The organism is Pseudomonas sp. S3E17 (assembly GCF_024168685.1).
GTDB lineage: Bacteria > Pseudomonadota > Gammaproteobacteria > Pseudomonadales > Pseudomonadaceae > Aquipseudomonas > Aquipseudomonas marginalis.
Map to the genome: position 1 here is coordinate 6,280,471 of NZ_JALJWE010000001.1, position 22,481 is coordinate 6,302,951.

The window sequence follows — 22,481 nt, forward strand, 5'->3', positions numbered from 1 at the left end:
ATAATGAATCAACCTTCTGTCGGCACGACCCTGGACGTCCAGTCCTTCATCAACACCCAGCCACTGTCCCGTTACCAGTGGCGCGTGGTGATCCTGTGTTTCCTCATCGTTTTCCTCGATGGCCTCGACACCGCCGCCATGGGCTTTATCGCGCCTGCGCTGTCCCAGGACTGGGGCATTGACCGCGCCAGCCTTGGCCCGGTGATGAGCGCTGCGTTGATCGGCATGGTGTTCGGCGCCCTGGGTTCCGGACCGCTGGCTGACCGTTTCGGGCGCAAGGTTGTGCTGGTGGGCGCGGTGCTGGTGTTTGGCGCCTTCAGCCTGGCCTCGGCCTACAGCAGCAACGTGGATCAATTGCTGGTGCTGCGTTTTCTCACCGGGCTGGGCCTGGGTGCCGGCATGCCGAACGCGACGACCTTGCTCTCCGAATACACCCCTGAACGCCACAAGTCGTTCCTGGTGACCAGCATGTTCTGTGGTTTCAACCTGGGCATGGCCGGTGGCGGGTTTATCTCGGCCAAGCTGATCCCGGCGTTCGGCTGGCACGCCTTGTTGATGATCGGCGGCATCCTGCCGTTGATCCTGGTGGTGGTGCTGATGCTGTGGCTGCCGGAGTCGGCGCGTTTCCTGGTGGTGCGCAACCGAGGCACCGACAAGGTGCGCAAAACGCTGTCGCCCATCGAACCCTCTATTGTTGCCCAGGCCACCGCCTTCAGCGTGCCCGAACAAAAAACCGTCAAGGCGCGCAATGTGTTCGCGGTGATTTTCTCGGGCACCTACAGCGCCGGCACCTTGTTGCTGTGGCTCACGTACTTCATGGGCCTGGTGATTGTGTACCTGCTGACCAGTTGGCTGCCGACCCTGATGCGCGACAGCGGCGCCAGCATGGAGCAGGCTGCGTTTATCGGCGCGTTGTTCCAGTTTGGTGGCGTATTGAGCGCCGTCGGCGTGGGATGGGCGATGGACCGGTTCAATCCCCACAAGGTCATCGGCACCTTCTACCTGCTGGCCGGGGTGTTTGCCTACGCGGTCGGGCAGAGCCTGGGCAATATCACCCTATTGGCCACCTTGGTGCTGGTCGCCGGGATGTGCGTCAACGGTGCGCAATCGGCGATGCCATCCCTGGCGGCGCGCTTCTACCCGACCCAAGGCCGCGCCACCGGCGTGTCGTGGATGCTCGGCATCGGCCGTTTCGGCGCGATCCTCGGCGCGTGGATGGGCGCCACCTTGCTCGGCCTGGGCTGGAACTTCGAGCAGGTGCTCACCGCCCTGGTGATTCCGGCCGCTTTGGCCACGGCAGCCGTGGTGATCAAAGGCATGGTCAGCCATGCGGATGCGACCTGAGATCAATCGATAGCCTGCCAACAATCCGTTCGATAATCGAACGCTGAGTCGATTATCGGATTGTTTGGCCGATTTCCCCGGCTTAATCTTCAAGCACTTCGGCGCCACCTCAGCGCCTTTTCGATCCACACCGGGAGCCCAACCCCATGGCTGAAATTCTTGCGCTGCGCGACGCGGTGAAGCAATTCGTGAACGACGGCGACACTGTCGCACTGGAAGGCTTCACCCATCTGATCCCAACGGCAGCGGGTCATGAAATCATTCGTCAGGGCAAGAAAGACCTGACGCTGGTGCGTATGACGCCTGACCTGATCTACGACCAGTTGATCGGGGCCGGGTGTGCGCGCAAGTTGATTTTTTCCTGGGGCGGAAACCCGGGTGTAGGTTCCCTGCATCGCCTGCGTGACGCGGTTGAGAAGCAATGGCCGCAACCGTTGGAAATCGAAGAACACAGCCACGCCGACCTGGCCAATGCCTACGTCGCCGGCGCATCGGGCCTGCCGTTCGCGGTGCTGCGCGCCTACGCGGGTTCCGACTTGCCCAAGGTCAACCCGCTGATCAAGAGCGTGACGTGCCCGTTCACCGGTGAAGTGCTGGCAGCGGTACCGTCGGTGCGTCCGGACGTCACCGTGATCCACGCGCAAAAGGCTGATCGCAAGGGCAACGTGTTGCTCTGGGGCATTCTAGGGGTGCAGAAGGAAGCGGCCCTGGCGGCCAAGCGCTGCATCGTCACCGTGGAAGAAATCGTCGATGACCTGAACGCGCCGATGAACAGTTGCGTACTGCCGACCTGGGCCCTGACTGCGGTGTGCCATGTACCCGGTGGTGCACATCCGTCCTACGCCCACGGCTACAACGAGCGAGACAACCGCTTCTACCAGGCGTGGGACCCAATCGCTCGCGACCGTGGGACCTTTACCGCCTGGATGGATGAATACATCCACGGCACTGCCGATTTCAGTGAATTCCAGGCCAAGCTGACCACGCAGCAGGAGGCCAAGTAATGGCTTACTCGACCAATGAAATGATGACCGTCGCCGCCGCGCGTCGCCTCAAGAACGGCTCCGTATGCTTTGTGGGCATCGGCCTGCCGTCCAAGGCCGCCAACCTGGCACGCCTGACTTCGTCGCCGGATGTGGTGCTGATCTACGAATCCGGGCCGATTGGCGCCAAGCCCAGCGTATTGCCACTGTCGATCGGTGATGGCGAGCTGGCGGAAACCGCCGACACCGTGGTGCCGACCGGCGAGATTTTTCGCTACTGGCTACAGGGTGGGCGTATCGACGTGGGCTTCCTCGGTGCCGCGCAAGTCGACCGCTTCGGCAACATCAACACCACCGTGGTCGGTGATTATCACCAACCCAAGGTGCGCCTGCCGGGCGCCGGTGGCGCGCCGGAAATCGCCGGTTCGGCCAAGAGCGTGTTGATCATCCTCAAGCAGTCGTCCCGTTCGTTTGTCGACAAGCTGGACTTCATCACCTCGGTCGGCCACGGCGAAGGTGGCGATTCGCGCAAACGCCTGGGTCTGCCGGGTGCCGGTCCTGTCGGAATCATTACCGACCTGTGCATCATGGAGCCGGAAGAGGGCACCCATGAGTTCGTGGTCACCGCCCTCCATCCGGGCGTGACCCGCGAGCAAGTCGTGGCCGCCACCGGTTGGGCGATTCGATTTGCCGAGCAGGTCAGCACCACCGCCGAGCCGACCGAGGTCGAGTTGACCGCCCTGCGTGACCTCGAAGCACGCACGGCTGCCGCCCACGGCCAAGCACCGGGAGAAGCCTGATGCGCGAGGTCTTTATCTGCGATGCGATTCGCACCCCCATCGGCCGCTTTGGCGGTGGCCTGTCCAGTGTGCGCGCCGATGACCTGGCGGCCGTGCCGATCAAGGCGCTGATCGAGCGCAACCCTTCCGTGGACTGGTCGGCCGTTGACGAGGTGTTCCTCGGTTGCGCCAACCAGGCCGGTGAAGACAACCGCAACGTCGCCCGCATGGCGCTGTTGCTGGCCGGCCTGCCGGAGAGCATTCCCGGCGTCACCCTCAACCGTCTGTGCGCCTCGGGCATGGATGCGATCGGCACCGCGTTTCGCGCCATCGCCAGCGGCGAAATGGAGCTGGCGATTGCCGGTGGCGTCGAGTCGATGTCCCGTGCGCCGTTCGTGATGGGCAAGGCGGATGCGGCGTTTTCGCGCAACATGAAGCTGGAAGACACCACCATCGGCTGGCGTTTTATCAACCCGTTGATGAAAGCCCAGTACGGCGTGGACGCCATGCCGCAGACCGCCGATAACGTCGCCGACGACTACCAGGTCTCCCGCGCCGACCAGGACGCCTTTGCCCTGCGCAGCCAGCAACGCACCGCCGCCGCCCAGGCGGCCGGGTTCTTCGCCGAAGAAATCGTGCCGGTGCGGGTAGCCCAGAAAAAAGGCGAAACCGTGGTGGAGCACGATGAGCACCCCAGGGACACCACCCTTGAAGCCCTGGCCAAACTCAAGCCGGTCAACGGCCCGGACAAGACCGTCACTGCGGGCAATGCCTCGGGGGTGAACGACGGTGCGGCCGCGCTGATCCTGGCGTCTGCCGAAGCGGTGAAAAAACACGGCCTGACTGCCCGCGCCCGCGTGCTGGGCATGGCCAGTGCCGGTGTTGCGCCACGGGTGATGGGCATCGGCCCGGTGCCGGCGGTGCGCAAGCTGGTGGAGCGCCTGGGCCTGGCCGTCACTGACTTCGATGTGATCGAACTCAACGAAGCCTTCGCCAGCCAAGGCCTGGCGGTGCTGCGTGAACTGGGCATCGCCGACGATGCACCCCAGGTCAACCCGAACGGTGGCGCCATCGCACTGGGCCACCCCTTGGGCATGAGCGGTGCACGGCTGGTATTGACGGCCCTGCATCAGTTGGAAAAAACCGGCGGCCGTAAAGGCCTGGCGACCATGTGCGTGGGCGTCGGCCAAGGCCTGGCCCTGGCGATCGAACGCATCTAATAAGAGAGGACAGCTCCATGAGTGACAAGCCCGGTTACCGGCGCCCGCAAGCGGGCACTCAGCCTGATTACCTGCACCCGGCCTACCAGTCGACGAACCTGCGTTCGCCGTCCCAGCCGTTGGTGTTCCTGCCCCATTCCTTGTCGGAAATCACCGGCCCGACCATCGGTGCCGAGCGAGTCAGCGAGAAGGACAACGACCTCACCGCCCAACACGACGGCGAACCGTTGGGCGAACGCATCATCATTCATGGCCGCGTGCTGGATGAAAACGGCCTGCCGGTGCCGGGCATCCTCGTGGAGATCTGGCAGGCCAACGCCGCCGGTCGCTACAACCACAAGCGTGACCTGCACGATGCGCCGCTGGACCCGAACTTCACCGGCACCGGGCGCACCGTCACCGACGCCGATGGCTGGTACCAGTTCCAGACCATCAAGCCTGGGGCCTACCCATGGGGCAACCACCACAACGCGTGGCGCCCGGCGCATATCCACTTTTCGCTGTTCGGCCCGAGCGTGCTGACGCGCCTGGTGACGCAGATGTATTTCCCTGGCGACCCGCTGCTGGAATACGACCCGATCTACAACTGCGTACCGGATACCAGCGCCAAGGAGCGCCTGATCGCCCGTTTCGACCTGGAAAAGACCATTCCTTCCTATGCCCTCGGCTACCGCTGGGACATCGTCCTGCGCGGCCGCGACGCCACGCCGATGGAGAAATGAGATGACACTCTACGCGACCACGTCCCACACCGTAGGGCCGTACTACCACATCGGCCTGACCTGGTTGAACCGCGAGGATTTGACCGTCGCCGCCACCCTCGGCGAGCGCGTGGCGATCAGCGGGCAAGTGGTGGACGGCAACGGTGATGTTGTCAACGACGCCATGCTCGAAGTCTGGCAGGCCAATGCCGCCGGCAAGTACGACCACCCTGAAGATGAGCAGGACAAGGCGCTGGACCCGAACTTCGAAGGCTTTGGCCGGGTGCCGGTGGATGCCGAAGGGCGCTTCCGCTTTACCACGATCAAGCCGGGCAGCGTGCCGGGCCTGCAAGGCACGACCCAGGCGCCGCACCTGGTGGTGCTGGTGTTTGCCCGTGGGCTGGTGAAGCACCTGCTGACGCGGATTTATTTCGAGGGCGAGGCGTTGAACGGGGATGACCCGTTGCTGGCCCGTGTGCCTGCCGAGCGGCGCGGCACGTTGATTGCCAAGCCGGACGCGGCGGGTGTGCATCAGTGGAATGTGATTTTGCAGGGCACAGATAAGGAAACGGTGTTCTTCGATTATTGAGTCGCTTGTCAGGACCCCATCGGGGGCAAGCCCCCTCCCACATTTTAATGTGGGAGGGGGCCGGTTCAGGCACTGCCTACGCAAAAGTCTGCTTGCGGAACATGGTTGTTGCAAAGTATGTCTAGGCTATAACCGTTCCCACTGAGTGAAAAACCATGACAACAACCACCAGTCACTACACCGGAGAAGAGCGCAGCAAACGGATCTTTGCGATTGTCGGTGCCTCCTCCGGTAACTTGGTCGAATGGTTCGACTTCTACGTCTATGCCTTCTGCGCCATCTACTTCGCCCCGGCGTTTTTCCCGTCGGATGACCCCACGGTCCAACTGCTCAACACCGCTGGCGTGTTCGCCGCCGGCTTCCTGATGCGCCCCATCGGCGGCTGGCTGTTCGGCCGGGTCGCCGACAAGCACGGGCGCAAGAATTCGATGATGATCTCGGTGCTGATGATGTGCGCCGGTTCCCTGGTCATCGCCTTTTTGCCCACCTACAAAGACATCGGCGCCTGGGCCCCGGCCCTGCTGCTGGTGGCGCGGCTGTTCCAGGGCCTGTCGGTCGGGGGCGAATATGGCACCACCGCCACCTACATGAGTGAAGTCGCACTCAAGGGCCAGCGTGGGTTTTTCGCCTCGTTCCAGTACGTGACCCTGATCGGTGGCCAACTGTTGGCGGTGCTGGTGGTGGTGATCCTGCAACAGATCCTCACTGAGGAAGAACTGCGGGCCTGGGGCTGGCGGATTCCGTTCGTGATCGGTGCGATTGCGGCGGTGATTTCCCTGCTGCTGCGTCGCACCCTCAAGGAAACCACCAGCAAGGAAACCCGCGAGGACAAGGACGCCGGCAGTATCGCCGCGCTGTTCCGTGACCATAAGGCGGCATTCATCACCGTGCTCGGCTACACCGCAGGCGGTTCGCTGATTTTCTACACCTTTACCACCTACATGCAGAAGTACCTGGTGAACACCGCCGGGATGCACGCCAAGACCGCCAGCTACATCATGACCGGCGCGCTGTTCCTGTACATGTGCATGCAGCCGCTGTTCGGCATGCTGGCCGACAAGATCGGCCGGCGTAACTCGATGCTGTGGTTCGGCGCGTTGGGCACACTGTGCACGGTGCCGATCCTGCTCAGCTTGAAAACCGTCAGCAGTCCGTTCCTGGCGTTTGTGCTGATCACCCTGGCCTTGGCGATTGTCAGCTTCTACACCTCGATCAGCGGCCTGGTGAAGGCGGAAATGTTCCCGCCACAAGTGCGCGCCCTGGGCGTGGGTCTGGCCTATGCGGTGGCCAACGCGATCTTTGGCGGTTCGGCGGAATACGTGGCCCTGGGCCTCAAATCCATGGGTATGGAAAACACCTTCTATTGGTATGTCACCGGCATGATGGCGGTGGCCTTCCTGTTCAGCTTGCGCCTGCCGAAACAGGCGGCGTACCTGCATCACGATTTGTAAGGGATGAGTTATGACACTGCGCACGAGCAATCAACTGTTCGACGCTTACTTCACCGCTGACAGCATGGCCGAGGTGTTCTGCGACCAGGGACGCTTGCAGGGCATGCTCGATTTCGAAGCCGCGCTCGCCCGGGCGCAGGCCCGGGTCGGGTTGATCCCCCAGGCCGCCGTGGCGCCGATTGCCCAGGCGTGCCTGGCGTCGCTGTACGACGTGGATGCCCTCGGCGTGGCGATTGCCACGGCGGGGAATTCGGCGATTCCGCTGGTGAAGGCGCTGGGCAAGTTGATTGCCAGCGGGGATGCCGGGGCCGAACGTTATGTGCACCTGGGCGCGACCAGCCAGGACGTGATGGACACCGGGCTGGTGCTGCAACTGCGCCGGGCCCTGGGGTTGATCGAAACGGACCTGGCGCGTCTGGGCGACGTGCTGGCCGCCCAGGCCCAGCGTTATGCGACGACACCGTTGGCCGGGCGTACCTGGTTACAGCACGCGACGCCGGTCACCCTGGGGATGAAGATTGCCGGTTGGCTGGGCGCGGTGACGCGCAGTCGCCAGCGTTTGAAAGAACTGCAGCCGCGTTTGCTGGTGCTGCAATTCGGCGGCGCGTCCGGGACGTTGGCGGCACTCGGCGAACACGCCATGCCGGTGGCCGAGGCGCTGGCGTCGGAGTTGCAACTGAGCTTGCCTGAACAACCCTGGCACACCCAACGGGATCGTCTGGTGGAGTTCGCCGCCGTCCTGGGCCTGATCGCCGGCAGCCTCGGCAAACTGGGCCGCGATATCAGCCTGCTGATGCAAACCGAAGCGGCCGAAGTCTTCGAGCCGTCGGCGCCCGGCAAAGGCGGTTCGTCGACCATGCCGCACAAACGCAACCCGGTGGGCGCCGCTGTGCTGATCAGCACCGCCACGCGCGTGCCCGGCCTGGTGGCGACGATGTTCAGCGCCATGCCCCAGGAACATGAACGCAGCCTGGGCCTGTGGCACGCCGAATGGGAAACCTTGCCGGAGATTTGCCGCCTGGTGTCCGGTGCCTTGAAACAAGCGCTGCTGGTGAGCGAAGGGTTGGAAGTCGACCCCGGACGCATGGCCCACAACCTCGACCTGACCCAAGGGCTGGTGCTGGCCGAAGCCGTCAGCATCGTGCTGGCTCAACGCCTGGGCCGGGAAACCGCGCACCACCTGCTGGAGCAATGCTGCAAACGCGCCGTCGCAGAAGGGCGCCACTTGCGCGCGGTGCTGGCGGACGAACCGCAGGTCACCGCCGAGTTGTCCGCCCCTGAGTTGGACCGCCTGCTCGACCCGGCCCACTACCTGGGCCAGGCGCCCACCTGGGTCACTCGCGCTGTCACCGAACACTTTGCATTGAACGCCTAAGGAGAACGCTGTGGCTTTCGTACAACTCGCCGAGGGCGAACTGCATTACCAACTCGATGGCCCCGTGGACGCACCGGTGCTGGTGCTGTCCAACTCGCTGGGTACCGACCTGCATATGTGGGACATCCAGATCCCGGCGTTGACCGAGCATTTCCGGGTGTTGCGTTTCGACACCCGTGGCCACGGTAAATCCCTGGTGACCGAGGGACCGTACAGCATCCAGCAGTTGGGCCACGACGTGATCGCACTGCTGGATGCGCTGGATATTCAGCGTGCGCATTTTTGCGGGCTGTCCATGGGCGGCTTGATCGGTCAATGGCTGGGGATTAATGCCGGTGAGCGCCTGCAGCGCCTGGTGGTGTGCAACACCGCCGCCAAAATCGGCACGCCGGAGATCTGGAACCCACGGATCGAGATGGTCCAGCGGGATGGCGCGGCGGCCATGGTGGCCTTGCGCGATGCGTCGATTGCGCGCTGGTTCACCGCCGATTTTGCGGCAGCCAACCCGCACCAGGCCAAGCAGATCACCGACATGCTTGCCGCGACTTCGCCCCCAGGTTACGCGGCCAACTGCGCCGCCGTGCGTGATGCGGATTTCCGTGAGCAGTTGTCGAAGATCAAGGCGCCAACCCTGGTGATTGCCGGCACTGAAGACGCCGTCACGCCACCGGCCGGTGGTCACTTTATCCAGCACCATGTGCAGGGCGCCGAGTACGCCGAGTTCTACGCCGCGCACCTGTCCAACGTACAGGCTGGCGCTGCATTCAGTGACCGGGTTATCAAATTCCTGCTGGCCCGCTGAGGCCGCTCACCACAGGAGCCCGCTCGCCACAGGTCATCGAATTGAAATCTTATTGAACCAGGAGTTTTTTGTGGACGAGAAACAACGTTATGCCGACGGCCTGCAGGTGCGCCGCGAAGTGCTGGGCGATGCCCATGTCGACCGCAGCCTCAATGCCTTGACCGAGTTCAACAGCGAGTTCCAGGACATGATCACCCGCCACGCCTGGGGTGACATCTGGACCCGCCCCGGGCTGCCTCGCCACACCCGCAGCCTGATCACCATTGCCATGCTGATCGGCATGAACCGCAGCGAAGAACTCAAGCTGCACCTGCGCGCCGCCGCCAGCAACGGCGTAACCCGTGCCGAGATCAAGGAAGTGCTGATGCAGAGTGCGATCTATTGCGGGATCCCGGCGGCGAATGCCACGTTTCACCTGGCGGAGTCTGTATGGGATGAGCTGGGTGTCGAGTCGCGTGAGTGATCAGTGGGAGTCGGCGTCCCACACCCAATTCCACACGCCCGGCAGATGCACTGCTTCATTCACGTTTTTGACCGTACGCGCCAATGCCGCGCGTTGCAGGGCGGCCGTATCGGTGTAGAACGGTTCGGCTGCGGTCTTCATGCCATTGACTCGTGCGCTGTCCAGCAGGATCTGCAGGTATTCCTGCATATGCCGCGCGGTATAGCGGTTGATATCGTGGAAGGTCACCACCACCGGTATCACGCCGTCCACCGTCGGTAACTCCCCCAATGCGATGCGCTCGCGCACCACCGACAGTTGTCGATACAGGTTGGCGCGGCGGCGTGGGCTGCCATTGAAGCCCCAGATCTTGCCGTCATTGGCGCTCAGGTCAGTCAGCAGGACCTGCATGCCGTGGCGCTGGTAGGCGGCGAAGGTGCGTCGGTCGTAGTTCCAGAACGGCGGGCGGACCAGCACGGGCGGCGCGCCGGTGATCGAGGCGATATCGGTCGCGCCCTGGCTGAGGGTGCGTTCCAGCTCGGCATCATTCAGCCAGCGGTGGTTGGTATGAAAGGTCGTGGCAGTGTGAAAAGCCAGCACATGCCCGCCGGCGTATTCACGCGCCATCGTCTTGCGGCCCCGCGAGCTGCCGCCGGAACGCGACGATTCGGTCTGCAGGAAGAACACCGCCTTGATCCCCGGCAGCACCGGGTTGTGCGCCAGGTCGGCGAGCACTGAACGGCTGGGGTTGTTGTAGCCCGAGGCGCTGGGGCCGTCATCGAAGGTCAGCAAAAAACGGATCGGTGCCTGGGCTTGCAGGCGTTGCTCGGTCTGCGCGGTCAGGGCGATGGGCGCGCCGATACAGCCGCTGAGGCTCAAGGCCAGGGCAAGCACGGCGGATGCGATGGCAAAGGATTTCATGGTGTGCGCAGACTCGGATAAGAGGCCGCTGCTGGGCGGATCAGCAGCGGCAGGCGCGCACGATACAGTAAGTGCCGCGCCGGATTACAGCAGACTTATCGGGTAACTGACGATCAACCGGTTTTCATCGAACTCGTTGTTGCTGTAGTCGCGGCGCATGCTCGAATTGCGCCAGCGCACCGTGAGGTTCTTCACCACGCCGCTTTGCACGGTATAACCCAATTCGCTTTCGCGACCCCATTCCTTGCCATCGGTGATGGTGCCGGTGTGCACGTTGCTGCCGCTGATATAGCGGTTCATCAGGGTCAGGCCCGGTACGCCGAGGGCGGCGAAGTTGTAGTCGTGGCGCACTTGCCAGGATTTTTCCTCGGCGTTGTCGTAACTCGAGTTGTAGCTGTCGTTGGCCAGGGTGCCGCCGCTGGTGCCGTTGACGCGCATCCACGCGCTGTTGCCGGTGAGTTTTTGCAGGCCGACGTAAAAGGTGTTGCCGCCATACTTGGCCGAGAACAGACCGGACCAGGTTTTGTTGTCCAGGTCGCCGGCGCGGGCGCTGCCGTCGTCCTTGCCATAGAAGAACCCGAGGTTGGCGCCCAGGGTCCAGTCGCCCAGGGGCTGGCTGTGGATCAGGTTGACGAACTGCTGGCTGTAGATGTCCTTGAGCTGGGCGTTCCACACGCCGATCTGTGTGCGTTTGTCGTTGAAGGCGTACTCGCCGCCCTGGAAGTTGAAGCGGTCCGAGGTGAACGCGGTTTTGCCGACCATCGACATGTCCGACATGCTGCTGTCGTCGCGCGGGCTGTTGGCGCGGAACTGGCCGCCGTACAGGGTCAGGCCGTCGATTTCCTTCGAGGTGATCTGCCCGCCTCGCAGGGTTTGCGGCAGGGAGCGGCCATCGTCGGCACGCAGGATCGGCAGCACCGGCATCCATTCGCCGACCTTCACTTCGGTCTTGGAAATACGCGCCTTGAACGCCACACCGAGACGCCCGAATTCATCCGCAGGGCGGCCATCATGGTCCAGCGGCAACAACTGGGTGCCGCCGGTACCGCGCCCGCCATCGAGCTTCAACGAGTACAGCCCCAGCACATCCACACCGAAACCGACGGTGCCCTGGGTAAAGCCGGACTTGGCATCGAGGATGAAACTCTGCGTCCACTCCTGTGCGCCACCCTGGGTTTTAGTGGGGTTAGTGAAGTTGCGGTTGAAGAAGAAATTACGCAGGTTGAGGTTGGCGCTGGCGTCCTCCAGAAAACCGTGTTCTTCGGCGACGACGGGCAGGGCAAGACTGGCGATAGCGGTGGCCAGCAGGAGCCGGCGCGGGTGAAAAGTGCTCATGGTGGTGGACCTGTTGTTATTGGGTTTATGCAGGTGGCGGCCATGGTGCGGGGCGGTGCGGGGGCGGTTCAATCGGGGCAGGGCGGGTTGTGGGCGATGATCGAACGCAAGTTGCCGGGCGCTGAGGCCCGGCATTGGCGGGTTATCGTTTGGGCAGGTCGAAGTGGGTCCAGGGCACCGCCGGCAAATAATGCTGGGCGGCAATGATCAGCGCCACCATCACCACCAGGAACACCCCTTGCAGAGGGCTCCAGAAGGCCCAGTGCAGGCCGTTCAACCAGGGGTAGCCTTCGGCGAACTTCTGGCTCATATGACCGATGCGTTTTTTGTGCAGCAGGTTGATCAGCAGCGCGCCGGCATAGGTCACCGCACCCAGTACACCGAGCATCAAGCCGCAGGCCACCAGCATGATCGCCTGCGGTACGCCGTGGCGAATCACCAGCCAGTAGTCGTTGGGGTTGATTCGCTTGGGGATCAGGTACTGGCTCAGCCACACATCCAGCACCCGATAGGTTGAACTCATCCCGGCCCACATTTGGGTAACGCGAAAGCCAACGGCCGCCGGCACGAACGCCATCAGCATGAAAATGACCAGCGACATCCCGTCCATTCTGTCTGGCTTATCGTGGGCGATGCTCAGGCCAAGCCCCAAAGCGAAGACGGCCCATAGCCGGATAAACACCTGGGTGTAGATCGGCCGGGGCACGAATTTGCGCCAAAAGAACAGGTCTGTTTGAGGCAGGCGCTCGACCAGTTGCGGATAGCGCCAGGTCAGTGTTTGCGCCAGGTGCTGGCAGGCGTTCCACTCGTTCTCGCCAAACCCATCGATCATGCGTTTGTGTTGCGTGGCGGACATCGGCGTCAGCAGCAGGCGCGCGGCCAGGGCATCGGCTGATGTGCGCCGCGTGTCCTGGGCCTTGTCTTGCAGGTTGGCGTAGAAGCTTTCCTGCTCGCAACGCGACACCAGTTCGCGCCACATCCACGCCGGTTCCGGGTACACGCCTTTCTGGTCGTCCCAGCCGAAGGCCTGGCACACCCGCTCGAACAGCGGCACGCTCCATTGAGTGTCATGCAGCAGGTGCAGGACGATGCGCTGCCATTGCTGTTGCAGGTCGAACACCCGCAGCCAGGGTTGGTCGTTGTACTGCGTGAGCTGGGTGATGAACTCGCGCTCGGCCTTTTGCTCCAGCAGTTCCTGCAGGGTGCGGCGGTAGTCTTGCAGCAGTTCGCCGGTCAGTGCTTCGTATTGCCAGGACGTCATCGCCACCTGCTGCCAGGGGGTCAGCCATTCCAGGTGTTGCGCGGCCCAAGCGGCGATGGCGCTGCGTTCGCCCGGTGCTTCGAAACAATGGCGCAACAGGCCGGCCTGGAACGCCTCGGTGCAATCCTGTTGCCGAGCCTGGGCCCAACGTTCATCGAGGTTACCCGCGGTAAGGCCGTCGAGCAGGGCCTGGGCCGGGTCCGGAGTGGGTGCGTCGAAGGGCGCCGGGCTGACGGGGCTGATGTCCAGCAGTTCGGCCAGGTCATTCAGGTTGGCGTAGACCGCTTCGGCCACGGGCGCCTGGACGGGTTCTGCCTCTTCGTTATCCGCTCGCCAGCGTGCTTCATTCAGCGCGTGCTCATAGGCCTCGCGCAAGCGCTGGAAGCCTTGGGCGTCGTCGTCCGGGCGGCAGTTTTTCAGCAGCCGTGCATAGCTGCGCTTGATGGTGCGCTCGTCGGCGTCCTCCGGCAGTTGCAGTACGGTCCAGCAATCCATCGGTGTGCCCTCAGCGCCAGAACCCGTTGTCGAGTTGCTCAAGTTGACGGCTCAGTTCGCTGCGCGCTTCGCGGATGCGGCGTTCGTCCTGGGTGTCGAGTACCTGCTGGAACTGCGCCGCCCAGTGCCCGAGTTGTTCGCGCAGCTCGCCGAGGTTTTCCTGGTAGAGCCGTTCGAGGCGGGCGACGAGCACGGTGTTGACCTGCTGGTCGCGTGGGTGGACCTTCAATTGCGCCAGGGCTTGCAGGCGTTGCTGGATCTCCTGCGGGTTGAGCACGCCGGGGTTGTTCTCGATCACCAGCGAATGCTGCTCGCCGGTCAGCGGGATATTCACCTGAGCTTCCAGCAGGCCGTTGTTGTCGTAGGTGAAACGCACGTCCAGGGAGACTTCACCGGCCTTGCGCTTGGGCACTGGAATATCCAGTTGGCCCAGCTCGATGTTGTCTTTGACCAGGCGGCTTTCGCCCTGATAGATCTTCAGCAGTACGTGGGCCTGGTCGTCGTGCAGGGTGACCACGCTTTTGACCCGGCTGACCGGCACGCTGCTGTTGCGTTCGATCAACGGCAGGTAATGGCCGCTTTCGATATGGCCGCCGTACTGGTTGGAGGTTTCGATGCCCAGGGTGTAGGGGCAGACATCGGTCAGCACCACTTCTTCGAGGGCCGCGGAACGGGCCTTGAGGGCGGCCTGGATCGCCGCACCATGGGCGACCACCTGGTCGGGGTCGAGGCTGATGGAAGGGAAGCGCCCGAACAGGCCGGCGGCGAGTTTGCGCACCAGCGGCATGCGCGTGGTGCCGCCCACCAGCAGGATTTCATCCAGGTCGCCGACGCGAATCCGCGCATCGCGCAGGGCACGTTCGATCGGCGCGCGCAGGCGTTCCAGCAGCGGCGTGTAGAGCTTGGCCAGTTCCTGTTGGGTGATGGTTTTTGTCCATTGCTGGCCGTCGACGCGCAGGGCGAACTCGGCGCTGTCGTCCTGGCCCAGGGCTTTGCGTACGCGCTCAGCTTCGCGGCGCAGGGCTTGCAGCACCGTGCTGGTGGGCGGGAAACCCGTGGCGTTACGTTGGCTGTCGACAAAGTGTTCGAGCAACAGGGTGTCGAAGTCTTCGCCACCGAGGAAGTTGTCGCCAGCGCTGGCGCGGACCTCCATCACGCCGTCGAACAGCTCGATGATCGACACGTCAAAGGTGCCACCGCCAAGGTCGAAGACCAGGAATGAGGTTTCTTTATCCCGCTGGTGCAGGCCGTAGGCCAAGGCCGCGGCGGTCGGTTCGTTGATCAGTTTTTCCACGCTGAGCCCGGCCAGTTCACCGGCGATGCGCGTGGCCTTGCGTTGGCCATCGCTGAAGTAGGCGGGCACGCTGATCACCGCGTCGGTAACGGTTTGGCCGTAGGTGCGCTCGATGTCCTCCTTGAGGCTCTTGAGCACCAGCGCCGAGAGCTCTTCGGGGCGGAACGAACGGTCGCCCAGGCGCACCTCGGTGGCGCTGCCCATGTAGCGCTTGAACAGCGAGGTGGTCAGGTGCGGGTGGGTGTGCAGGCGCTCCTTGGCGGCCTGGCCCACCAGGACACGGCCTTGGTCATCCAGCCCGACCACGCTGGGGGTCAGTAACTGGCCCAGGGCATTGGGCACCATTTCGGCGGCATCGCCGCGCCAGACGGCTGCGAGACTGTTGGTGGTCCCCAGGTCGATTCCTACGATCATTACGACAAGCTCCCTCTGTGGTCTGTAAGAATCTGTGACAGATTTTACCCTGAAAGGTTGAGCGCAAAGCAAGGCGGGAGCGCTTTGTGGCTCGCCACAAAAACATTCCGTCCATCGCAAGGCCCCGATGACCGGGCATAAAAAAACCGCTTCCAGTAAGGCAAGCGGTTTTGTTTACAACGGCGCTATCAGAACAACTTCAACGCCGGTGCTTCTTCTTTCAACGGCTCGTTCTTCGCGGTCTGCTCGTTCCAGCCACCGCCGAGGGCCTTGTACAGGTTGACCTCGCTGGTCAGCTGCGCCAGGCGGTCGGTGATCAGCGATTGCTGGGCACTGAACAGTTGGCGCTGGGCGTCGAGGAAGGTCAGGTTGCTGTCGACACCGATGCGGTAGCGACGCTCGGCCAGGCGGTAGTAATCCTGGTTGGCCGCGACGAAGCCACGCTGGGCCTCCAGCTGCTGCTTGTAGGTCTCACGCGCGGCGAGGCCGTCGGAGACTTCCTGGAAGCCGGTCTGGATCGCCTTCTCGTAGTTCGCCACGTTGATCTCTTTCTGGATCTTCGAGTAGTCCAGGCTGGCGCGCAGGCTGCCGGCGTTGAAGATCGGGATGTTGATCTGCGGGGCGAACGACCAGGTACCCGAACCGCCTTTGAACAGGCCGCCCAGGGTAGGGCTGGCGGTACCGGCGCTGGCGGTCAGGCTGATGCTCGGGAAGAACGCTGCACGGGCCGCACCGATGTTGGCGTTGGCGGCCTTGAGGTTGTACTCGGCCTGCACGATGTCGGGACGACGTTGCAGCAGGTCCGAGGGCAAGCCGGCCGGTACGTCGCTGAGCAGGTCATCCGACAGCGGCTTGCTGGCGATATTCGCCGGCAGGCCGGTGCCCAACAGCAGGGTCAGGTTGTTTTCGTCCTGGGCCACCTGGCGGGTGTAGCGTGCCAGTGCCACGCGGGCATTTTCCACCGAGGTGCGCGCCTGGCTGAGGTCGAGGGCCGAAGCCACGCCGACTTCATTGCTGCGTGAGGTCAGCTTGAAGCTCTGCTCGTACGCGCCGAGGGTGTCCTGGGTCAGCTTGAGCAGTTCCTTGTCGGCCTGCCAGGTCAGGTAGGCATTCGCCACGCTGGCCACCAGGCTGATCTGGGTGCTACGCCGTGCTTCTTCAGTGGCGAAGTACTTTTGCAGCGCTTCTTCACTCAGGCTGCGCACACGACCGAACAGGTCCAGCTCATAAGAACTGATCCCGAGGCCGGCCGAGTACTGGCTGGTGATGGTCGATTCGCCGGTCTGCGACAGCTTGGCCGGGGTGCGCGAACGGCTGCCGCTGCCCGTGGCCGATACGGCCGGGAACAGGTCGGCACGCTGGATCTGGTACTGCGCCGCATACGCGTCGATGTTCAGGGCCGCGACACGCAGGTCACGGTTGTTCACCAGCGCGGTCTGGATCAGCTGTTGCAGGGCAGGGTCATGGAAAAACTGCTTCCAGCCCTGCTCGGCAGCGGCCTGGCCCGGCGCCTGGGCCGACGAATACGCCGGCCCCTGTGGGAACTGAGCTGCCACCGGCGCTTCAGGGCGCTGGTAGTCAGGGATCAGCGAGCAGCCACTGAGCACGAATGCGGTGACGGCTAAGGAGAGTAGCGACTTGCTCATTGGCCAGCCTCTTGAGGAGTTTGCTTAGGTTCAGTCTTGTTACGTTCGCCCATGGCGGACACGCTCGCGAAGAACAGGGGTACCCAGAAGATCGCCAGCACCGTGGCCGTGATCATGCCACCAATTACACCGGTACCGATTGCGTGCTGGCTGCCTGAGCCGGCGCCCGAGGAGATCGCCAGCGGCAACACGCCGAGGACGAACGCCATGGAGGTCATGATGATCGGCCGCAGGCGCATCCGCGAGGCTTCGATGGCCGCCTCGACGATGCCTTTGCCTTGCTCGTGGAGTTCCTTGGCGAACTCCACGATCAGGATGGCGTTCTTCGCTGCCAGGCCCACCGTCACCAGCAAGCCCACCTGGAAGAACACGTCGTTGGACAAGCCGCGCATGCTGGTGGCGATCAACGCACCCACCACGCCCAATGGAACCACCAGGATCACTGCGATCGGGATCGACCAGCTTTCGTACAGCGCCGCGAGGCACAGGAACACCACCAGCAGCGACAGCGCATACAGTGCCGGCGCCTGGGAGCCGGACAGGCGTTCTTCATACGACAGGCCCGTCCAGGCGTAGCCCACGCCTGCCGGCAGTTGCTTGGCGATGCGTTCGACTTCGGCCATGGCGTCACCGGTACTGTAGCCCGGTGCCGGGGTACCGAGGATTTCCATCGCCGCTACACCGTTATAACGCGAGAGCTTCGGCGAGCCGTAGATCCACTTGCCCGAGGCGATGGCCGACAACGGCACCATCTTCCCGGAGTCGCTGCGCACGTACCATTTGTTCAGGTCTTCCGGGGACATCCGGCTGGCGGCTTCACCTTGCACGTAAACTTTCTTCACCCGACCACGGTCGATGAAGTCGTTGACGTAGCTGCCACCCAAGGCAATCGCCAGGGTCTGGTTGATGTTGGACAGCGTGATGCCCTGGGCACTGGCCTTCTCGTCGTCGACGGTGAGCTCGTATTGCGGCTCATCGTTCACGCCGTTGGGGCGCACACCGGCCAGGATCTTGCTCTGGGCAGCCATGCCCAGGAACTGGTTACGCGCAGCCATCAGCTTTTCATGGCCGACACCGCCCTGGTCTTGCAGGAACACGTCGAAACCGGTGGCGTTACCGAGTTCCAGTACAGACGGCGGCACAATGGCAAACACCATGGCGTCCTGGAAGGTCTGCATGAAGTAACCCTGGGCACGCTTGGCAATCTCGAACACCGAGGTGGACGAGTCGCGCTCATCCCACGGCTTGAGCATCACAAAGGCCAGGCCCGAACTCTGGCCACGACCGGCGAAGTTGAAGCCGTTCACGGTAAACACCGATTTCACGCCTTTGCCTTCGCCCGGCTCGCCTTCCTTGTCATTGAGCAGGTAGGCGCGCATGTCGTCGATGACTTTTTGCGTGCGTTCAGCCGACGAACCTACCGGGGTCTGCACCTGGGCAAAGATCACACCCTGGTCTTCATCGGGCAGGAACGCAGCCGGGATGCGCATGAACAGCCAGATCATGCCGGCGATGATCAGGGCGTACACCAGGAACGCCGGGATCTTGTGCTTGATCATGTTACCCACGCCGCGCTCGTAGCTCAGTACGCCACGGTCGAAGGTGCGGTTGAACCAGCCGAAGAAACCACGCTTGGGTTGGCCGTGTTTTTCCGGGTCGATCGGCTTGAGCATGGTGGCGCACAGGGCCGGGGTGAAGATCAGGGCAACCAGTACCGACAACGCCATGGCCGAAACGATGGTGATGGAGAACTGTTTGTAGATCACACCGGTGGAGCCGCCGAAGAACGCCATCGGCAACAGTACCGCCGACAGTACCAGGGCAATACCCACCAGGGCGCCCTGGATCTGGCCCATGGACTTGACCGTCGCCTCTTTCGGCGACAGGTGCTCCTCGGCCATTACCCGCTCGACGTTTTCCACCACGACGATGGCGTCGTCCACCAGCAGGCCGATGGCGAGGATCATGCCGAACATGGTCAATGTGTTGATGGTGAAACCGAACGCCGCGAGGATCCCGAAGGTACCCAGCAATACCACCGGTACGGTCATGGTGGTGATGATGGTGGCGCGGAAGTTCTGCAGGAACAGGAACATCACCAGGAACACCAGCACGATCGCTTCGACCAGGGTATGCACCACACCGGAGATCGATTCGGTCACGACCGGGGTGGTGTCATACGGCACCACCGCCTTCATGCCAGGCGGGAAGAACGGTTCCAGGGACGCCACGGTGGCACGGATGGCCTTGGCGGTGTCCAGGGCGTTGGCGCCCGACGCGAGTTTGATCGCCATGCCGGAAGCCGGGTTGCCGTTGAACTGCGCGCTGATGCTGTAGTTCTGGCCGCCGAGTTCGATACGCGCCACGTCACGCAGGCGAACCTGGGAACCGTCGGCATTGACCTTCATCAGGATATTGCCGAACTGCTCCGCCGTCTGCAGCCGGGTCTTGCCGATGATGGTGGCGTTCAGCTGGTTGCCGGGCAGGGCAGGCAGGCCGCCCAATTGACCGGTGGCCACCTGGACGTTCTGTGCCGAGATGGCCGTGCTGACATCCACCGGCGTGAGCTGGAAGTTGTTCAGCTTGGCCGGGTCCAGCCAGATACGCATGGCGTACTGCGAACCGAACACCTGGAAGTCACCCACACCTGCGGTCCGGGAAATCGGGTCCTGGATGTTGGAAACGATGTAGTTGGACAAGTCATCCTTGGTCATGCTGCCGTCTTCCGACACCAGACCGATCACCATCAGGAAGTTCTTTACCGACTTGGTTACGCGGATACCCTGTTGCTGCACTTCCTGCGGCAGCAATGGGGTCGCCAGGTTCAGCTTGTTCTGTACCTGAACCTGGGCGATGTCCGGGTTGGTACCCTGGTTGAACGTCGCGGTGATGGTCATGCTGCCGTCGGAGTTACTGTCCGAGGCCACATAACGCAGGTTGTCGATACCGTTGAGCTGCTGCTCGATGACCTGCACCACGGTGTCCTGCACGGTTTGTGCGGACGCGCCTGGGTAGGTCACCTGGATGTCGATGGCGGTTGGCGCGATGGCCGGGTATTGGTTGATGGGCAACTTCAGGATCGACAGTGCCCCGACCAGCATGATCACCAGGGCAATTACCCAGGCGAAAATGGGACGGTCGATAAAAAATTTCGACATGGATTACTCCCCCTGGCCAGGCGCGGCAGCAGGAGCAGCGGCGGAACCGGCGGGCTTGGCGTTGTCAGCCTCCTTGACCTTGACCTCCACACCCGGCTTGACGTACTGCAGGCCTTCGGTGATCACGCGGTCACCGGCGTTCAGGCCTTTCTCCACCAGCCAATAAGCGCCGGCGGTGCGGTTGGCCACCAGCACACGCTGCTCGACCTTGTTGTCGGCGTTGACCACCAGCGCCGTCGGGATGCCCTTGAGGTCGCGGGTCACGCCTTGCTGTGGCGCGAGGATCGCCTTGCTGTTCACGCCGGCTTGCAGCTGGGCGTGGACGAACATGCCCGGCAGCAGGGTGTGGTCAGGGTTGGGGAACACGGCGCGCAGGGTCACGGAGCCGGTGGTCTGATCGACCGAGACTTCGGAGAATTCCAGTTTGCCGTCATGGCCGTAGTCGCTGCCGTCTTCCAGGGTCAGCTTGACCTTGGCGGCGTTGGCGCCGGCTTTTTCCAGTTGGCCGCTTTCCAGGTCGCGGCGCAGTTTCAGCATTTCAGCCGAAGACTGCGTGACGTCGACATAGATCGGGTCCAGTTGCTGGATTACCGCCATGGCATCGGTCTGGCCATTGCTGACCAGCGCGCCTTCGGTCACCGAAGAACGACCGATACGCCCGGAGATCGGCGCGAACACTTTGGTGTAGCGCACGTTGATCTGGGCGGTTTGCACGTTTGCTTCCGCAGTCATGCGGTTGGCCACGGCGGTGTCGTATTCCTGGCGGCTGACGGCTTGTTCATCGACCAACTGCTTGTAGCGGTCGGAGATGGACTTGGTCTGGGTCAGGCTGGCTTGTGCGCTTTTCAGCGTGGCTTCATAGACCGACGGATCGATCTGATAGAGCTGCTGGCCTTCCTTCACATCCGCACCTTCCTTGAACAGGCGCTTGAGGATGATGCCGTTGACCTGTGGGCGAACTTCCGCGATGCGGTAGGCGGTGGTGCGGCCGGGCAGCTCGGACGTCAGGGTATAGGCTTGCGGTTGAATGGTGACCACGCCGACCTGAGGGACTTGAGCGGGCGGAGCCGCTTCTTCCTTTTTACATCCGCTGAGCAGCGATGCCAGGGCGACGGCAGTGACCAGAGCGGTAACAGCTGGCTTAAGTTGCATGAAGATCCTCGGGTCAGGCGCGCAGGGTGCGCACAAGAAGTGTGGAAGGGTAAAAAACAAGCTGTGAGTGGATAAGTAGCTTGCTACGCAATATACTTACGTTCATGGTTGTTTGTAAACTCTTGACAGGCTTCGCGGATTGTTGACAAAGCAGGCCAAAAGTCTCGATTCCATTACGTTCGGCGCCCATGACGGTGTCGTCCCACAAATATTCGGATGATCGTTAACATCTATTAACACTGCGTTAACGATAGTCTTATGTGTCCTGATTGAGGTTGTACTGCCATGGTTCGTCGCACTAAAGAGGAAGCTCAGGAAACGCGCAGCCAAATTCTCGAAGCCGCCGAGCAAGCCTTTTATGAACGCGGCGTTGCACGGACGACGCTGGCGGATATCGCTGCGCTGGCCGGCGTCACGCGGGGCGCTATTTATTGGCACTTCAGTAATAAATCCGATCTGTTGCAGGCCCTGCTGGACACGCTGCATGAGCCACTGGACGAATTGGCCAGGGCCAGTGAAAGCGAGGACGAAGTCGATCCGTTGGGGTGCATGCGCAAGCTGCTGATTCATTTGTTTCATCAGGTGGCCCTGGACCCGAAAACCCGGCGCATCAATGAGATTTTGTTTCATAAGTGCGAATTCACCGATGAAATGTGCGACATGCGCCGTCAGCGCCAGACCCACAGCCTGGAATGCAACCTGCGCATCGGCCTGACACTGCGCAACGCGGTCCACCGCGGACAACTTCCGGAAAACCTCGACACCACCCGTGGCGCAGTGTGTATCCATGCCTACATCAACGGGCTGATTGGCCAGTGGCTGCTGGTACCCGACAGCTTCCAGCTACATCAGGAGGCCGAACGCTGGGTGGATGCAGGGCTCGATATGCTGCGCCTGAGCCCCAGCCTGCGCAATTGAGACAAAATGCGTAATTGCATCAGGTTGTGTCAACAGTAAAGCCTAAGGACCGTCAATCGTCCTTCTGCCTGATAGGTGGGGTGACTTTATATACGGGCTGGCGGGCGGTTGATACATAGCCGCCTAAGTATTTTGTAGGGATTTTGTTGCAAGGCTGTTAAGGAGTGTTTCCCAAGGCAACAATGTGGGAGGGGGCTTGCC

At 62.5% G+C, this 22,481-nt stretch carries 18 protein-coding genes; 11 read left to right on the forward strand and 7 right to left on the reverse strand.

What is annotated here, in order from left to right; all coding sequences use genetic code 11:
- The first annotated feature begins 3 nt into the window (after nucleotides 1-3).
- From J3D60_RS28435 to pcaC, 10 genes are all read left to right on the forward strand, one after another.
- Nucleotides 4-1,344: an MFS transporter gene (locus J3D60_RS28435; RefSeq protein ID WP_253493543.1), complete on the forward strand. Its 1,341-nt coding sequence runs from the start codon at nucleotides 4-6 to the stop codon at nucleotides 1,342-1,344.
- A gap of 146 nt (nucleotides 1,345-1,490) precedes the next feature.
- On the forward strand, nucleotides 1,491-2,348 hold the full coding sequence (locus J3D60_RS28440) for a CoA transferase subunit A (protein ID WP_027604408.1): 858 nt from the start codon (nucleotides 1,491-1,493) through the stop codon (nucleotides 2,346-2,348).
- On the forward strand, nucleotides 2,348-3,127 hold the full coding sequence (locus J3D60_RS28445) for a CoA-transferase subunit beta (protein WP_027604407.1): 780 nt from the start codon (nucleotides 2,348-2,350) through the stop codon (nucleotides 3,125-3,127). Before J3D60_RS28440 ends, J3D60_RS28445 begins: the two co-directional genes overlap by 1 nt.
- The gene (gene pcaF / locus J3D60_RS28450; RefSeq protein ID WP_175539055.1) at nucleotides 3,124-4,326 is read left to right on the forward strand and encodes a 3-oxoadipyl-CoA thiolase; all 1,203 of its coding nucleotides are present in this window, start codon (nucleotides 3,124-3,126) and stop codon (nucleotides 4,324-4,326) included. The genes J3D60_RS28445 and pcaF overlap by 4 nt, the downstream gene beginning before the upstream one ends.
- Before the next feature lie 17 nt (nucleotides 4,327-4,343).
- Nucleotides 4,344-5,048, forward strand: a complete 705-nt coding sequence (gene pcaH / locus J3D60_RS28455; protein WP_027604405.1) for a protocatechuate 3,4-dioxygenase subunit beta — start codon at nucleotides 4,344-4,346, stop codon at nucleotides 5,046-5,048.
- Nucleotide 5,049: 1 nt separating this feature from the next.
- On the forward strand, nucleotides 5,050-5,616 hold the full coding sequence (gene pcaG / locus J3D60_RS28460) for a protocatechuate 3,4-dioxygenase subunit alpha (RefSeq protein ID WP_253493544.1): 567 nt from the start codon (nucleotides 5,050-5,052) through the stop codon (nucleotides 5,614-5,616).
- Nucleotides 5,617-5,771: 155 nt separating this feature from the next.
- The gene (locus J3D60_RS28465; protein WP_065938827.1) at nucleotides 5,772-7,067 is read left to right on the forward strand and encodes an MFS family transporter; all 1,296 of its coding nucleotides are present in this window, start codon (nucleotides 5,772-5,774) and stop codon (nucleotides 7,065-7,067) included.
- A gap of 10 nt (nucleotides 7,068-7,077) precedes the next feature.
- Nucleotides 7,078-8,442: a 3-carboxy-cis,cis-muconate cycloisomerase gene (locus tag J3D60_RS28470; protein ID WP_253493546.1), complete on the forward strand. Its 1,365-nt coding sequence runs from the start codon at nucleotides 7,078-7,080 to the stop codon at nucleotides 8,440-8,442.
- A gap of 10 nt (nucleotides 8,443-8,452) precedes the next feature.
- Entirely contained in the window at nucleotides 8,453-9,244 is a 792-nt protein-coding gene (pcaD, locus tag J3D60_RS28475) for a 3-oxoadipate enol-lactonase (protein ID WP_253493548.1), read from the forward strand.
- Nucleotides 9,245-9,314: 70 nt separating this feature from the next.
- On the forward strand, nucleotides 9,315-9,707 hold the full coding sequence (gene pcaC, locus J3D60_RS28480) for a 4-carboxymuconolactone decarboxylase (protein ID WP_027604400.1): 393 nt from the start codon (nucleotides 9,315-9,317) through the stop codon (nucleotides 9,705-9,707).
- Here pcaC and J3D60_RS28485 read toward each other — a convergent pair whose 3' ends face one another.
- The 7 genes from J3D60_RS28485 to J3D60_RS28515 all read right to left on the reverse strand — a co-directional run bounded on the left by J3D60_RS28485 (nucleotide 9,708) and on the right by J3D60_RS28515 (nucleotide 21,362).
- Entirely contained in the window at nucleotides 9,708-10,607 is a 900-nt protein-coding gene (locus J3D60_RS28485; protein WP_253493551.1) for a polysaccharide deacetylase family protein, read from the reverse strand.
- An 84-nt stretch (nucleotides 10,608-10,691) separates the two neighbouring features.
- A complete protein-coding gene (locus J3D60_RS28490; RefSeq protein ID WP_141156962.1) occupies nucleotides 10,692-11,942 on the reverse strand; it encodes an OprD family porin in 1,251 nt (416 codons plus the stop codon).
- 142 nt (nucleotides 11,943-12,084) lie between these two features.
- Nucleotides 12,085-13,698, reverse strand: coding sequence for a J domain-containing protein (locus J3D60_RS28495; RefSeq protein ID WP_253493554.1), 1,614 nt, complete (start codon nucleotides 13,696-13,698; stop codon nucleotides 12,085-12,087).
- Between the two features lie 10 nt (nucleotides 13,699-13,708).
- Entirely contained in the window at nucleotides 13,709-15,406 is a 1,698-nt protein-coding gene (locus J3D60_RS28500; RefSeq protein ID WP_027604396.1) for a molecular chaperone HscC, read from the reverse strand.
- A 188-nt stretch (nucleotides 15,407-15,594) separates the two neighbouring features.
- Nucleotides 15,595-17,052 (reverse strand): AdeC/AdeK/OprM family multidrug efflux complex outer membrane factor, encoded by a 1,458-nt coding sequence (gene adeC, locus J3D60_RS28505; RefSeq protein ID WP_027604394.1) that lies wholly within the window; start codon nucleotides 17,050-17,052, stop codon nucleotides 15,595-15,597.
- Nucleotides 17,049-20,210, reverse strand: coding sequence for an efflux RND transporter permease subunit (locus J3D60_RS28510; protein ID WP_253493557.1), 3,162 nt, complete (start codon nucleotides 20,208-20,210; stop codon nucleotides 17,049-17,051). Before J3D60_RS28510 ends, adeC begins: the two co-directional genes overlap by 4 nt.
- Nucleotides 20,211-20,213: 3 nt before the next feature.
- Entirely contained in the window at nucleotides 20,214-21,362 is a 1,149-nt protein-coding gene (locus J3D60_RS28515) for an efflux RND transporter periplasmic adaptor subunit (protein ID WP_027604392.1), read from the reverse strand.
- Between the two features lie 285 nt (nucleotides 21,363-21,647).
- On the opposite strand from J3D60_RS28515, the gene J3D60_RS28520 reads away from it, so the two are divergent.
- Nucleotides 21,648-22,280: a TetR family transcriptional regulator gene (locus J3D60_RS28520; RefSeq protein ID WP_027604391.1), complete on the forward strand. Its 633-nt coding sequence runs from the start codon at nucleotides 21,648-21,650 to the stop codon at nucleotides 22,278-22,280.
- Nucleotides 22,281-22,481: the final 201 nt, after the last annotated feature.

Excerpts from the sequence above, each read along its gene's own strand:
- J3D60_RS28445 (WP_027604407.1), top strand. The coding sequence starts at position 2,348 with ATGGCTTACTCGACCAATGAAATGATGACCGTCGCCGCCGCGCGTCGC.
- J3D60_RS28485 (WP_253493551.1), bottom strand. The coding sequence starts at position 10,607 with ATGAAATCCTTTGCCATCGCATCCGCCGTGCTTGCCCTGGCCTTGAGC.
- J3D60_RS28515 (WP_027604392.1), bottom strand. The coding sequence starts at position 21,362 with ATGCAACTTAAGCCAGCTGTTACCGCTCTGGTCACTGCCGTCGCCCTG.
- pcaG (WP_253493544.1), top strand. The coding sequence starts at position 5,050 with ATGACACTCTACGCGACCACGTCCCACACCGTAGGGCCGTACTACCAC.
- J3D60_RS28490 (WP_141156962.1), bottom strand. The coding sequence starts at position 11,942 with ATGAGCACTTTTCACCCGCGCCGGCTCCTGCTGGCCACCGCTATCGCC.
- adeC (WP_027604394.1), bottom strand. The coding sequence starts at position 17,052 with ATGAGCAAGTCGCTACTCTCCTTAGCCGTCACCGCATTCGTGCTCAGT.
- J3D60_RS28440 (WP_027604408.1), top strand. The coding sequence starts at position 1,491 with ATGGCTGAAATTCTTGCGCTGCGCGACGCGGTGAAGCAATTCGTGAAC.
- J3D60_RS28495 (WP_253493554.1), bottom strand. The coding sequence starts at position 13,698 with ATGGATTGCTGGACCGTACTGCAACTGCCGGAGGACGCCGACGAGCGC.
- J3D60_RS28520 (WP_027604391.1), top strand. The coding sequence starts at position 21,648 with ATGGTTCGTCGCACTAAAGAGGAAGCTCAGGAAACGCGCAGCCAAATT.
- J3D60_RS28500 (WP_027604396.1), bottom strand. The coding sequence starts at position 15,406 with ATGATCGTAGGAATCGACCTGGGGACCACCAACAGTCTCGCAGCCGTC.
- J3D60_RS28465 (WP_065938827.1), top strand. The coding sequence starts at position 5,772 with ATGACAACAACCACCAGTCACTACACCGGAGAAGAGCGCAGCAAACGG.
- J3D60_RS28435 (WP_253493543.1), top strand. The coding sequence starts at position 4 with ATGAATCAACCTTCTGTCGGCACGACCCTGGACGTCCAGTCCTTCATC.
- J3D60_RS28470 (WP_253493546.1), top strand. The coding sequence starts at position 7,078 with ATGACACTGCGCACGAGCAATCAACTGTTCGACGCTTACTTCACCGCT.
- J3D60_RS28510 (WP_253493557.1), bottom strand. The coding sequence starts at position 20,210 with ATGTCGAAATTTTTTATCGACCGTCCCATTTTCGCCTGGGTAATTGCC.
- pcaH (WP_027604405.1), top strand. The coding sequence starts at position 4,344 with ATGAGTGACAAGCCCGGTTACCGGCGCCCGCAAGCGGGCACTCAGCCT.